General features: G+C 63.7%; 16 protein-coding genes. 6 read left to right on the forward strand and 10 right to left on the reverse strand.

Annotation, left to right across the window (positions count from 1 at the left end):
- Positions 1 to 107: 107 nt before the first annotated feature.
- The gene (locus AC1DKY_RS02900; protein WP_441602220.1) at positions 108 to 407 is read left to right on the forward strand and encodes a hypothetical protein; all 300 of its coding nucleotides are present in this window, start codon (positions 108 to 110) and stop codon (positions 405 to 407) included.
- Between the two features lie 57 nt (positions 408 to 464).
- Here AC1DKY_RS02900 and AC1DKY_RS02905 read toward each other — a convergent pair whose 3' ends face one another.
- On the reverse strand, positions 465 to 911 hold the full coding sequence (locus AC1DKY_RS02905; protein WP_441602221.1) for an H-NS histone family protein: 447 nt from the start codon (positions 909 to 911) through the stop codon (positions 465 to 467).
- Positions 912 to 1,122: 211 nt separating this feature from the next.
- Between AC1DKY_RS02905 and AC1DKY_RS02910 the strand changes: the two genes are divergently transcribed.
- From AC1DKY_RS02910 to AC1DKY_RS02920, 3 genes are all read left to right on the forward strand, one after another.
- On the forward strand, positions 1,123 to 1,758 hold the full coding sequence (locus AC1DKY_RS02910) for a nucleotidyltransferase family protein (protein ID WP_441602222.1): 636 nt from the start codon (positions 1,123 to 1,125) through the stop codon (positions 1,756 to 1,758).
- A gap of 78 nt (positions 1,759 to 1,836) precedes the next feature.
- Complete coding sequence (locus AC1DKY_RS02915) at positions 1,837 to 2,421, forward strand: alpha-ketoglutarate-dependent dioxygenase AlkB (RefSeq protein ID WP_441602223.1); 585 nt, start codon at positions 1,837 to 1,839, stop codon at positions 2,419 to 2,421.
- A 100-nt stretch (positions 2,422 to 2,521) separates the two neighbouring features.
- Entirely contained in the window at positions 2,522 to 2,683 is a 162-nt protein-coding gene (locus AC1DKY_RS02920) for a hypothetical protein (protein WP_441602224.1), read from the forward strand.
- Positions 2,684 to 2,692: 9 nt separating this feature from the next.
- On the opposite strand, the gene AC1DKY_RS02925 is transcribed toward AC1DKY_RS02920, so the two are convergent.
- The 3 genes from AC1DKY_RS02925 to AC1DKY_RS02935 form a co-directional block, all read right to left on the reverse strand.
- Positions 2,693 to 3,238, reverse strand: a complete 546-nt coding sequence (locus AC1DKY_RS02925) for a type 1 glutamine amidotransferase domain-containing protein (protein ID WP_441602225.1) — start codon at positions 3,236 to 3,238, stop codon at positions 2,693 to 2,695.
- 124 nt (positions 3,239 to 3,362) lie between these two features.
- Positions 3,363 to 4,292 carry a non-homologous end joining protein Ku gene (gene ku / locus AC1DKY_RS02930; RefSeq protein ID WP_441602226.1) on the reverse strand — a complete coding sequence of 310 codons (930 nt, stop codon included), beginning with the start codon at positions 4,290 to 4,292 and terminating at the stop codon, positions 3,363 to 3,365.
- A 99-nt stretch (positions 4,293 to 4,391) separates the two neighbouring features.
- On the reverse strand, positions 4,392 to 6,227 hold the full coding sequence (locus AC1DKY_RS02935; protein WP_441611201.1) for a CHASE3 domain-containing protein: 1,836 nt from the start codon (positions 6,225 to 6,227) through the stop codon (positions 4,392 to 4,394).
- A gap of 263 nt (positions 6,228 to 6,490) precedes the next feature.
- Here AC1DKY_RS02935 and AC1DKY_RS02940 point away from each other — a divergent pair, with 263 nt between their 5' ends.
- Positions 6,491 to 6,772, forward strand: coding sequence for a hypothetical protein (locus AC1DKY_RS02940; RefSeq protein WP_441602228.1), 282 nt, complete (start codon positions 6,491 to 6,493; stop codon positions 6,770 to 6,772).
- A gap of 92 nt (positions 6,773 to 6,864) precedes the next feature.
- Positions 6,865 to 7,554 (forward strand): hypothetical protein, encoded by a 690-nt coding sequence (locus AC1DKY_RS02945; protein ID WP_441602229.1) that lies wholly within the window; start codon positions 6,865 to 6,867, stop codon positions 7,552 to 7,554.
- Positions 7,555 to 7,612: 58 nt separating this feature from the next.
- Here the strand turns inward: AC1DKY_RS02945 and AC1DKY_RS02950 are convergent, their stop codons facing one another.
- From AC1DKY_RS02950 to AC1DKY_RS02975, 6 genes are all read right to left on the reverse strand, one after another.
- Entirely contained in the window at positions 7,613 to 7,798 is a 186-nt protein-coding gene (locus AC1DKY_RS02950) for a CsbD family protein (protein WP_441602230.1), read from the reverse strand.
- 184 nt (positions 7,799 to 7,982) lie between these two features.
- The gene (locus AC1DKY_RS02955) at positions 7,983 to 9,920 is read right to left on the reverse strand and encodes a response regulator (protein ID WP_441602231.1); all 1,938 of its coding nucleotides are present in this window, start codon (positions 9,918 to 9,920) and stop codon (positions 7,983 to 7,985) included.
- Positions 9,907 to 10,788: a sensor histidine kinase gene (locus AC1DKY_RS02960; RefSeq protein ID WP_441602232.1), complete on the reverse strand. Its 882-nt coding sequence runs from the start codon at positions 10,786 to 10,788 to the stop codon at positions 9,907 to 9,909. Before AC1DKY_RS02960 ends, AC1DKY_RS02955 begins: the two co-directional genes overlap by 14 nt.
- Positions 10,781 to 11,797, reverse strand: a complete 1,017-nt coding sequence (locus AC1DKY_RS02965; RefSeq protein ID WP_441602233.1) for an ATP-binding protein — start codon at positions 11,795 to 11,797, stop codon at positions 10,781 to 10,783. The genes AC1DKY_RS02960 and AC1DKY_RS02965 overlap by 8 nt, the downstream gene beginning before the upstream one ends.
- Complete coding sequence (locus tag AC1DKY_RS02970) at positions 11,788 to 12,192, reverse strand: anti-sigma regulatory factor (RefSeq protein WP_441602234.1); 405 nt, start codon at positions 12,190 to 12,192, stop codon at positions 11,788 to 11,790. Before AC1DKY_RS02970 ends, AC1DKY_RS02965 begins: the two co-directional genes overlap by 10 nt.
- Entirely contained in the window at positions 12,189 to 12,551 is a 363-nt protein-coding gene (locus tag AC1DKY_RS02975) for an STAS domain-containing protein (RefSeq protein WP_441602235.1), read from the reverse strand. The genes AC1DKY_RS02970 and AC1DKY_RS02975 overlap by 4 nt, the downstream gene beginning before the upstream one ends.
- Positions 12,552 to 12,555: the final 4 nt, after the last annotated feature.

Genomic DNA, 12,555 nt, shown 5'->3' on the forward strand with positions numbered 1-12,555 from the left:
CCATCGCCAACGCGCCACGGTGGACGGATGCCGGCGCCCGGTGGCCGTCATGCGCCTGCCACATGGGGCGGGCATGGTCGCGCCGTATCGGCAAAGAGAGTGTTGCCATGGCCTATAAACATGCAGCCACTGCGCCGCTGCGGGCCTGGGACGGTGCCCTCCCGCTGCTGATGTCGCTGGCTGTCCTGCTGATGATCGCATCCGAGCTGTTGCGGTACGGACTGCACGCGCACCACGTCAACGACCTGGCCGATCACATCGCCCAGCTGCTGATGTTCGGGCAGATTCCCATCATGTTCTGGTTCACGGCCCCCGGCCGTCGTCGCGTCCGGCAGATCCTGCCTACGCTGGCGCTGCAGCTCGCGCTCTGGGCCATCACGTTTGCGCTGGCGGTTACGCTGACCTGAGCAGGTATCGCGCTGCGGTGATGGTGAGGCCGATCACCGCAGCGCGATCAGGCCGTCTTAGGCTTTCTTCTTGGCAGTGGTCTTGCGCACCGCACGCTTCACGGCCTTTTTCGGCGTCTTTTTGGCGGCTTTGGCGCGCTTGGGTTGCGCAGCGGAGCTGGCAGCGCCGTCAATCAGCAGATCCGCTTCGGTCACGCCGCGACGCTTGAGCGCCTTCACGAACCAGAGCGGCTGGCGGCCACGTCCCGACCACGTCACGGATGGATCAGACGGGTCGCGATACTTCGGCGCTACCGAGCCGGTCTTGCCCTTCTTGCCCGCGACCTTCTTGCCGCGCGCGGGATAGACGTCGTCCAGGTTCAGGCCTGCATGACTCAACAGGGCATCGATCTTTTCCTTGATGGCCCGCACGTGGGCCACCCGTGCCTCCTGCATATGGGCACTCGCGTTCGCAATGAGAGCCTGCAGTTCTTTGGGCGTAAGGTTCTTCAGATCAATAGCCATCGATATACCTGCGTAGTGGGTTCGAGCTCAGTCTAAGCCATTGCAAGCCTGATGACTCCATCGACCTGTCTGATTCGTCGACGATGTGATGCTTGTCGGCACGTTGACAAAATCTCCACGCGATTCGTCGCTGACTCTGCACCATGGACATCGCCAATCCGCCCGTCACCGTCGATGACGAAGCCCGTCTGCTCCACGTGTGGACACGGCAATGAATCACCGCAAACTTCGCGTGGGCGGCATCATCCTGGCGGCCGACAGCGCCAGTCGCCTTGATGCGCTCAGGCAGGTCATCGCCATCGATGGCGAACCTACGGTGCGACGCGTCGCACGTGATGCACTGGCTGCACGCCTGCAGCCCGTGGTGGTCGTGGTCGGTGCGCAAGGGGACGGCGTCATCGCCTGCCTCAACAATCTGGATATCGTCCCTGTCGAAAACCAGGCCTCGTCGGAGGGTGCCGGCGGCTCGCTGGCCGAGGGCGTGAAAGCGCTGCTGGCCAGCGCAGAACCGTTGCGCGCATTGATGGTGCTCCTGGCCAACCAGGCATCGATCCGTGTCGGCCATATGGAAAAAATGCTGGCCGCGCACGCCGCGGCACCCGACCGCATCCTGGCCTGCGGTCGGCAGCGCGTGCTGCGCTTGCCCTGCATTTTCCCGATCGCTTATGCCGAGGAACTCGCCACGCTGCAGGCGGCTGCCGGCGCAGAATCCTTGCTGCAAAAATACGCCGCGCAGGTCGACGCCTTCGACCTGCCCGAAGCCTTCCTCGATACCGACAACCCCGACGAAGAGGGCGCGTGGCCAAGTCGGCGAGCGAAGCCACCCACGGACGACGGGGCTTTTTGAGCGCCGCACGGGGCACTCGAATTCAGGCTGACCGCCCCCATCTCCAGGCCATTCCCAAGCTCTTTGCCCTGCCCGCCCGTGACGCAATTTTCGCTGTTTTCCCAAGGCCCGCTGGTGCTGCTGGATGACACCAGCGGACGGATCGTCTATGAAGAAAACGTCATCCCCGCCGAGCAGGCGGCGCAGTGGCACGCGCTGCTGCTGGACAGCCCGATCTGGCGGCAACAGCGCCGCGTGATGTACGAACGCGAGCTCGATGTGCCGCGCCTGACTGCACATTTTGCAGCCGACGATGCGGATCTGCCCGAGCCCCTGGGCAAAGCGCTCGAGCAGGTGCGCGCCATCACCGGCGAGCAGTTCAACAGCATCGGCCTCAATCTCTATCGCGACGAGCACGACAGCGTCGCCATGCACAACGACCGCCTCGGCGATCTGCACGAAGGTCACCCGATCGCGCTGATCTCACTGGGCGAGACGCGACGCATGCACATCCGCAACAAGAAACACGTGCCGGCACGGCGCCTGGACCTGGATCTGGCGGCCGGCAGCCTGCTGCTGATGAGCTGGGAAACCCAGCTCCATTACGACCACGGCATTCCCAAGCAGACCCATCCGCTGGGCCCGCGCATCAGCCTCGCGTTCAGGACCCGCAAGCGCGACTGAATCTCGGGCCTGAACGCACAACGCAACACTCACGCCAGCGCGACGCCTTCTTGAAGAGCCAGGCGACAGCCTCGGGATACGTCCCGCAAAGGCCATCGCCATGAGCAACCACAAGAAAGAGCAGGACCCGCATCATCAGCCACCGGGCACCTCAGGCTATCCCGAACCGCAACCCACGCCATCGAAGGGCAAGAACATGCCCGACGAGCACACCCCGCATGAGCCGCAAAACAACCCACGGCAAAAGCCCAAGTCCTCGTAAGCAGATAGATCAGGCCGCCAGGCTTTTAATCACCGCATCGACGAAGGCAGGAATATCCGCGGGCTTCCGGCTGGTGATGAGCTGACCGTCGGTCACCACGTCGCGGTCCACCCAGGTGGCGCCGGCATTTTCGAGATCCTGGCGCAGGGACGGCCATGAGGTGACCTGGTGGCCCTTGACCAGGCCCGCATTGATCAAAGTCCACGGCCCATGGCAAATAGCGGCGATCGGCTTGCCCGCGCTGCCGAAGGCCTTGACGAATTCGACCGCCTGCGGAAGCTGGCGCAGGTTGTCCGGATTTATCACGCCGCCGGGCAACACCAGCGCATCGAAACCCTCGGCCTTGGCCTCGTCGAGCGATGCATCGACACGGACATCGTCACCCCAGTCCTTCTTGTTCCAGCCGGTGATCTGCTGCTTGCCTTCCGGGGCAATCACCGTCACCTGTGCACCCGCTTCTTCCAGCAAGCGCTTGGGCTCCATCAGCTCCGACTGTTCGAAACCGTCGGTGGCAAGCATCGCCACTTTGCGACCGTTGATTCTGGCTTGTGTCATGACGCTACCTCTCCTGACTGGTGGGTGCCGATCCTGCAAAACACGCCATACGGGTCGCGTCGGTTCTGCGTGGTCGCTGCGTGACGAGGTCGGGTTCGGCTCAGTCTTGCGTCATGTCCGAGATTCAAGCGGTTCGTCGCGACGCGCGCTTGCGGGCAGGTGCTTTCTTGGCGGTCTTCTTGGCCGTGGCGCGTTTGCGCGGAGTGCTGGTCTCCTTGGCCTTGCTGCGCGAAGCCGCTTTCTTTGCCGGCGTGCGTTTCTTGCTCGCCAGGCTCTTCTGCAGCAGCGACATGAAATCCACCACATTGGTGCTGGCGTCTTCCGGCGCCGACGGCTCGTCATCGATCGGCGTCACCACGCCCTTGGACTTCATGCGCTTCTCGATCACCTTGTGCAGGCGGTCGCGGAATTCGTCCCGGAAGTCGCCCGGCTCCCACTTGCCGGACATGGAATCGACCAGTTGCTCGGCCATCTGCAATTCCTTGGCGGTAATGCGATAGCTGGCTGTTTTCCCCGACGGCAGCGCGTAATCGTCCACATCTACCAGCTCCTGCGGATAGCGCAGCAGCACCAGCAGCAGGCTGTCATCCTTGGGAATCACCGCGGAGAGATAGCCACGCGTACGTATCACCACGCGTGCGATGCCGATCTTGCCGGTGCGTCGCAGCGTTTCGCGCAGCAGCACATAACCCTTTTCGGCCTTCTTGCCGGGCACCAGCACATAGGGCTTCTCGAAGTATTCGGGGCCTACGGCCGCGGCATCGACAAAGGCCTCCACCTCCACCGCCTCGCGCCCTTCCGGTGAGGCGGATTTGATGTCTTCGGGCCGCAGCACCACGTAGCTGCCCTTCTTGTATTCGTACGCCTTGACGATGTCCTTCCACGGCACCTCCTCGCCGGTGTCGGCGTTGACGCGCTCGTAGCGGATGGGCGTATTGCTGCGGCTGTCGAGCATGCGGAAATGCAGGTCGACGCGGCGCTCCGCCGGCATCACGGATACCGGCACGTTCAACAGACCGAACGACAGCGTTCCGTTCCAGATGGGGCGGGCCATGGCAGGGCTCCTCGAAAGACGAACCCTGAGCAAAAGCCCTCCCGCGTGAGCCCGCGGTGAGCCACGCGTGAAATCCCGCCCAGCAACGCCTGGCTCCCGCTAGGCGTGCTCGCTGGTGCCGTCCTTGATCGCCGCCAGCATCTCGCGCGCCAGGTCCACCATGGTGAACGGCTTGCTGATCAAGCGCACGCCGGGGTCGAGGACACCATTGTGGACAATCGCGTTACGCGTATAGCCGGTCATGTAGACCACGATCAGTTCGGGGTAGCGCTCCTTGGCCTTGCTGGCCAATTGACGGCCATTGGTGCCGGGCATCACCACATCGGTCAGCAGTACGCGGACGTCGGGGTGTTCGTCCAGGGCCATCAAGGCGGCATCCGCGCCGCCGGCTTCGATCGCGATATAGCCGATCTCGCGCAGCGCGTTGACCACGAACAGGCGCACATCCTGATCGTCCTCGACCACCAGCACTTTGTGCTGCGAGAGCAAGGCCTCCTCACGATGGGGCGCAACCGTCTCGTCCAGCGCCTCGGAGAAGTCGCGCGGCAGATAGATCTTCACCGTCGTACCGACGCCGATCTCGCTGTAGATCTTGATGTGCCCGTGCGATTGCTTGACGAAGCCGTGCACCTGGCTCAGGCCCAGGCCCGTACCCTTGCCCAGCTCCTTGGTGCTGAAGAACGGGTCGAAGGCTTTCTGCATGACCTCCGCGCTCATGCCGCCACCGGTGTCGGTCACCGCCACCATCACGTACTGGCCCGAGGTGACTTCCAGATGCTGCTTGGCGTAGGTGCGATCGAGCACGGTGTTGGCCGTCTCGATGGTGAGCTTGCCCGAGCCATTCATGGCGTCGCGGCTGTTCACCGCGAGATTGACGATAGCGCTTTCCAGTTGCGCGCGATCGACAAAGGCTGGCCACAGGCCGCCGGCCTGCACCGTCTCGATCTGGATGTTTTCGCCCAGCGACCGGCGCAATAGCGCGGACATGTCGCGAATGCACAGATTGATGTCGGTGGGTTTGGGTTGCAGCGCCTGCTGGCGCGAGAACGCCAGCAGTTGCTTGGTCAGCTCCCCCGCCATCATCGCGCCGTTGAGCGCGTTGTTGGCGGGCCCCTGCAGGCGAGCGTCCTCCGTGGGCAGCCGCCGTATCAGCAACTCGAGATTGCCGATGATGATGGCCAGCATATTGTTGAAATCGTGGGCGACGCCACCGGTGAGCTGGCCGATCGCTTCCATCTTCTGCGCCTGGCGCAGCTGTGCCTCGACTTCTTCGCGCTGCTGGATTTCCTGCTCCAGCGCCAGCACGGAGCGTCGCAACGCATGAGAGTGCTGCCGGCCCTCGCGTATCACCATATAGGCCAGCGCGCAGGCCAGCCCGATCGCCAGCACGATGGCGACCATCAGCAGCAGGCGCTGCGTATCCATGGCCGAGGTGCGCTTGCTCAGTACGTCCTGCTCGCCCCGGTCCATGCCGGTGACGACGCTGCGTATCTGCACCATCAGCTGGCGGCCGGCGTCGGTCTTGACCAGCGCGGCGGATTCATCGAGCTGGCCGTTGCCGCGCAGTTGCACGGTGCGGCCCAGCTCATCCATCTTCGCGGCGATCAGATCGAACAGCTGATTCTGCTGGGCAGCGCGCTCGGGGCTGAGCGCCACCATGCGGCGCAGCTGATCTTCGCGTTCGGGCAGTTGCGCCTTCGCCTCGAGGAAGGGCTGGAGATAGGAGCGATCGCCGGTCAGCAGATAACCGCGCTGCCCCGTCTCGGCATCCTGCACGAGACTGAAAAGCTCCCAGGTGCTCTGCTGCAGCTCCAGCGAATGCTCCACCCACCGTTCGGCGCGAAAACTCGACGCCACGGCAAACACGATCAATACGCAGGCCACGCCCAATAGCGCGAACCCGCCAACGATGCCTCGCCTCATGCGCGAGCGCATGGCTACCGATTCCATCGAACCCCCTTGAACACATCGCCGACACCGGCCAACGCGAGGACGGCGTGCTGCCAGCGAACTGGAAACATCACCGTTTCATAACGTAGATCCCGCGATTTTCCCCATACGCCCGAGGCTGTCAATCGGGTCTTTATGGTGTGTAGAGCGCGCAATTCCATTCACACGATTTCTTGATACGGTCATCACCTTCTCAGCCGCTACCATGCCTTCACGCGCCGTAGGGGCGCCAGGCTGGGGGAAAGCGAATGCGCATGATGGCCACGCGGGAACGCAGTGTCACCTCGCTCGGGGAACGGGCGGCGTTTGACGAGGCGATGGCCATTTACCTCAGGAAAGTTGCCGATTGCCGGCGCAGGCGCCTGGGGGCGGATCTGCTGCTGGTGTTGGCCTGCATGCTGCTTGCCGGAAGTGGACTGGTATCGCCCGCGCTGCGCCTGGCGGTGTTACCGTTGGCGTTTGGCGTGGCGTGGACGGGCGTTCACCTTGGCGAGCGAGCCTCGCGCGCGCGGGCTCGCCTACGCTGGTGAGCTGGACGGAGGGTTTGGACACCCTGTTGGCCGAGCGCGTGAGCGCACCGAATGATCTCTCTGTCACCGAACGCGGTGACTGCAGGCAAGCCATGAATGCATCGCCGTCGAGCTTCAGCAGCGCCATCCCAGGCTGGATCGGCGAAGCGTTCGGCCGGCCCTCGGCGACCGAAGCGATGCAGTGGCTGCTCGCCACCATCGGCCAACAGGTTGGCGCCGACGTGTGCCTAGTGTTGCGCCTCAACGGCGCGGGCACGCATGGCTCGCTCGCATCGTCGTATGGCCCAAGTGCTCAAGCCCTGTCGCGCGATCTGTATCCGCTGGGTGGCAGCACGATCGAGCACCTATTCAGCGCGCCCACGCCGGTTGCGCTCGAACGCAGCATGTTCAGTCGCGACCCCTGGCTGGCGAAGCTGGGCATCGCCGGCGGCGCTGCGGTGGCTTTGCAGCAAGGCCCCATGAAATTCGGTTCGCTGGGTGTCTATTTCACCCACGACGACGTCGATGTCAGCGATACCATCGCCTTGCTGGCCGAGATCCGCATGCTGATGTGGCCACTGCTGTGCTGGCAGATCCTGGGGGCGGAGAATGGAACGTCTACCGCCGCGATGGGCGCCGTCCACCGTGCCAACAATATCCTCAGCAATATCGTGCTGCTGACGGATCTGGCCCTGGATACGCCCTGCGGACGCGATGATGAGCATCTGCGCGCCTTGCTCCTGCGCATGGCCAGCGAAGGCGTGCGCTGTGCCGATGTGCTCAGGGAAATCAGTCCGGGCTGAAGAGTAGCGGCGCCCTGCCGAGCGCCGCTCTCCCTGTTAGAGCGTAAGTACGTGCAAATTAATGGTGCTTATCGAGGTCGCGCTGGCGATCGTGCTCTTTGCCGACTTCCTTCTGGATCTTGCCGGCATTCTTTTCGATATTGCCTGCGACTTCCTTGGCGGGATTGTTGGTGATCTTGCCGACGCCTTCTTTGATAGCGCCCTTTACTTCATGCTTGGTGCCTTCAACGCGATTCTTATCCATAACATCCTCCAGAGCCGCCTAATTGCGACAGGACGTTTTTAGGAATTGGGTGGTGCCCGCCCTGTGAAAATAGAAGAAAACACGGCGTTCTTCTGAATGCGTCTTCAGCTGCGCTCGCCACTTGTTAGCTGCACGGCAAGGACAGATGCGCAGCACGTGCGCATTCACGCCCCAGTCGGCGCGCTCAATTGAGCATGTCGCGCACCTTGGTCAGCAGCTGGTCGATCTCAAAGGGCTTGATCAGGATGTCCATGCCTTCGTCCAGCAACTCTTCGCCGGTCAATGCACGCTCGGCGTAGCCGGTCATGAAGAGAATCGGCAAGGCCGGTCGCCATGCGCGCGCCGCCTCAGCCAGCTGCCGGCCATTCATGCCCGGCAGGCCGACATCGGTTAGCAGGAGATGGATGGCGGCATCGCCGCGCAGGGCGCGCAACGCGGCCTCCACGTCCTCTGCCTCGGTACAGTGATAACCCGCATCGGAGAGCAGCTCGCGGGCCAGCGCGCGCAGCGAGGTGTTGTCCTCCACGATGAGGATGCTTTCGCCCTGCCCTTGCACCAGGTCGATCGAAGCATCGACTTCCTCTTCCACCTGCAAGTGTCCGCGCGGCAGGGTGATCCGCACTTCCGTGCCCACGCCGCTCTGGCTGCAGATGGATACGCGACCGCCGGACTGCCGCGAGAACCCGTAGATCATCGACAGCCCCAGGCCCGTGCCCTTGCCGATCGGCTTGGTCGAGAAGAACGGCTCGAACACGCGCTCCAGCACTTCAGGCTCGATGCCGGTGCCATTGTCGATCACCGCCACCTGCACATAGTCGCCATCGGGCAACTCGCTGTCGCCTTCCAGGCTGACCGTGGAGGTGAGCACGCGAATCTCGCCGCCGTTGGGCATGGCGTCGCGTGCATTGATGACCAGGTTGATGATGGCGTTTTCCAGCTGGTTCGCATCGACCTTGGCGATACCGGTGCCGTCCATCAAATCGAAGCGCAACTCGATATGCTCGCCGATGGTCCGGCGCAGCAGGTCGCCGAGCGAACGCATCAGCTGATTGATGTCCACCGGCCTGGGATCGAGCGGCTGCTGGCGCGCAAAGGCCAGCAGGCGATGCGTCAGCGACACGGCGCGGCGCGCCGAACCCAGCGCCATATCGGCAAAGCGCTGCACGCCTTCCACGCGACCCTCCGCGACATGGCGACTCATCAGGTCGATGCCGGTGATGATGGTGGTGAGCAGGTTGTTGAAGTCGTGCGCAATGCCGCCGGTCAGCTTGCCCAGCGCGTCCATCTTCATGGCCTGGTGCAGCTGCGACTCCGTGCGTTCGCGCTCGGCGATTTCCTGGGCCAGCTGGGTATTGACCGAGGCCAGGGCCGCCACATGGCGTTGCTCGCGCCGCCACTGCTCGGTGACATCCTCGACAAACACCAGGCCCAGGTCCGGCGCACGATACGGCGCGATACGCCACTCGATGTAACGAGCGACGCCGCGAATACTCATGGAGAAGGTGCCACGCCAGCGCTTGCGCTCTGACAGATGCGTGCGCAATTGCTCGATGGCATCTTCCTGATTGTGCTCGAATGCCGCCGGCAACCTGCCGTCGTCCGCGGCGCTGTCCAGCAGCCGCATGAAGGCCTCGTTCGCCTCATGGATCACCAGGCCCGAGTCCATCACCGCGATGGGTGCGATCGCGCTGGTGAAGATCTCGCGGAAGCGCGCCTCGCTTTCCAGCAGCGCATCTTCGGCAATACGCACACGCAACAAGGTGCGCAACGTGGCCAGCAGCACGTCCGGGTCCACCGGATGAATCAGGTAGGCATCGGCGCCCGCATCCAGGCCGGTGATCAAATCGTTGGTTTCGATCGACGCGGCCGACACGTGGATGACGGGCAGCAAGCGCGTCGGCGCCTGGCTACGCAGGTGCCGGACAATGTCGAAGCCGCTGATATCGGGCAGATTCACGTCCAGGATCAGGGCGGCAAACACATGCTGCGCCATCAAGGCGAGGCCTTCCGCGCCGGTGCCGGCCTCCAGCACGGGATAGCCGTGGCGCTCGAGCACGCGCCGCATCGAATAGCGTGTCGCGGCGTTGTCGTCGACGATCAGCAGCTGGTTATGGCGTGGCATCGGCAGCAGCCTCCGGGAGCGTGCGCGGCAGAACGACGAAGAACACCGAACCCTCGCCCGGCTTGCTTTCCATGCCGACGTGGCCACCGAGCAATTCCGCATAGCGCTTGCACAGCGCAAGACCCAGGCCGGTGCCGCGCAGGCGCTTCTGCAACGGCGATTCCAGCTGGCTGAAATCCTTGAACAGATCCTGCTGCAGATCTTGCGGGATGCCGATGCCGGTATCGCGCACGGCAAAGCACACGGTGCCGTCGTCCTGCAGAGTTGCCGACACTTTCACGGTGCCGCGCGGCGTGAACTTCAAGGCGTTGGAGATGTAATTGCGCAGGATCTGCGCCACCTTGCGGTCATCGGTGTAGAGCTTGGGCATGCCTTCGGGATCTTCGAAGATCAGGTCGGCGTCGGTCAGCTCGGTGATCGGACGGAAGGTGCCGCGCAGCGCGGAGAACAGGTCCACCATGTCGAACCAGGCCGGCGAGATGGTGATGCGCCCCGCCTCGATCTTGGCCAGGTCCAGCAAGTCGTCGACCATGTCGCTCAGTTCGCGCGCGGCGTTGGAGATGTACTTGACCTGGCGATGCTGTTCTTCCGAAAGCTGGCCATCCATTTCGTCGGTCATGATGCGCGCGATGCTGAGGATGGAACCCAGCGGCGTGCGGAATTCGTGACTCATATAGGACAGGAAGCGGCTCTTCAGCTCGGAGGCTTCGCGCAACTGCTCGGCCTGCTTGTCCAGTTCGGCGTAGAGCGCAACCACGCCCTGATTGGTTTCCTCAAGCTCGGCGCGCAGCGACTCCGACTCCTCGCGCAAGCGCTCCAACTCCTCGCGCATGGATGCCTCGGAACGGGGTTCAGTGGATTCAGACATGCGTCCGCTCCAGGGAGATCACCATGACGGTGGCGTCGTCGCGAATCCGATTGAAGTCGCGATGCAATACCGCGGCAATCACCGCCGGATGCCGCTGCCACAAGCCCGGATAATCCGCCATGCGCCACCTCGACTGCAGCCCGTCGCTATGCATGATCAGCAACTGCCCGATGATATCGCTGAAATCGAAGGCCTGGGCGCGTCGAAACTGCGCACCGACAATGCCGGGGTGGGAGGCCAGGCCGCGCGTGGCCTCCGGCGTGAGCAACGACGCAGAGATGTTGCCGATGCCGGAAAAGCGCAACGTTCCCTGGGCAGTGTCCACCCGAGCCAAGGCCACCGCACCACCGCGCGTACCCATCATGGCCTGGTGCAGATCCGCCATCAGGGCCGCAGGCTCGGCCAGCGGCTGGGCGACAAAGGCCTTGACGGCGGCCTCTGCGGCCAACGCTGCGGCTTCGCCATGTCCCAACCCGTCGACCATCAGGAACGACCAGGTGGTGCCCTTGCTCGCCAGCGCCCAGCCATCCCCGCAATACGCTTCACCATGCAACGCCGTCTGGCTCACGCCGAAACGCAGATCATCGTCGGCCTGCTGACGCGGATAGAAACGGGCCAGCACCACCGCGCCGCGGCTATCGGCGTAGACATCCATCACCTGCGACTGGCGAACCACGGCGCCGAGCCCGATGCCCCGCGTGCCGCCGGTGGAGAAGCCGTCCGGCAGGCAATGGGCAAGACTGAAGCCCGGTCCGCGGTCCACCGCGACGATCTCGATGCCGCGCGTGCGTCGCCCAGGGACCGCTCGCAAATAGACCGCGCCTCCACGGCCATGCTTGATCACATTGGTGGCCAGCTCGGTCACCACCAGCGCGACACGCCCGGCATCGCCATCGTCGAAACCCGCTTCATCGGCCAGCTGCTGCGCGTAACGGCGCGCCTGGCCGACCTGGGTGATTTCATCGATCGCAATGGCGACGCCAAGCGATCCAGGCAGCGTCAATTCCATTTGGTGATGGTGACGCGCGTTCCCTTTCCTGGCGCGCTCTGTATTTCGAATTGGTCGACCAGCCGCTTGGCACCTGCCAGGCCAAGCCCCAGGCCGTTGCCGGAGGTCCAGCCATCGGTCATGGCCTGCTTCAGATCGGCGATGCCCGGACCGGTATCGCGAAAAACCAGCTGCACGCCCTTGCGCGCGCCCTCTTCCACGATCGTCCAATCCATGTCTCCGCCGCCGCCGTAGATCACGGCGTTGCGCGCCAGCTCGCTGACCGCGGTCACCAGCTTGGTCTGATCCACCAGGCGCAAGCCGCATTCCTGCGCCAGCTTGCGCACGGCCTGGCGCCCGAGCACAACGTCCTGCTCAGAGCGGATGGCGTAGGTTCCACTGCGCGGCGTACTCATTGCGTCGGGACACGCTCGCGCAGAAGTTTCATGCCGCGCTCGACATCGAGCGCCGTGCTCACGCCGGACAAGGTGAGGCCCAGTTCCACCAGGGTGATGGCCACGGCCGGCTGCATGCCGACCACCACGGTCTCGGCATCCATGATGCGCGACAGGCCAGAGATCATGCCGATCATCCGGCCGATGAAGGAGTCGACCACGTCAAGCGCGGAAATATCGATCAGCACACCCTTGGCCGAGGTCTCGCTGATCTTGGCCGAGAGATCGTCCTGCAGTGTCATGGCGAGCTGATCATGCATGTCGACCTGGATGGTGACCAGCAGAAAGCTACCCATGCGAAGAATGGGAATGCGATCCATGAGC

This window comes from Dyella sp. 01N448, assembly GCF_056399225.1.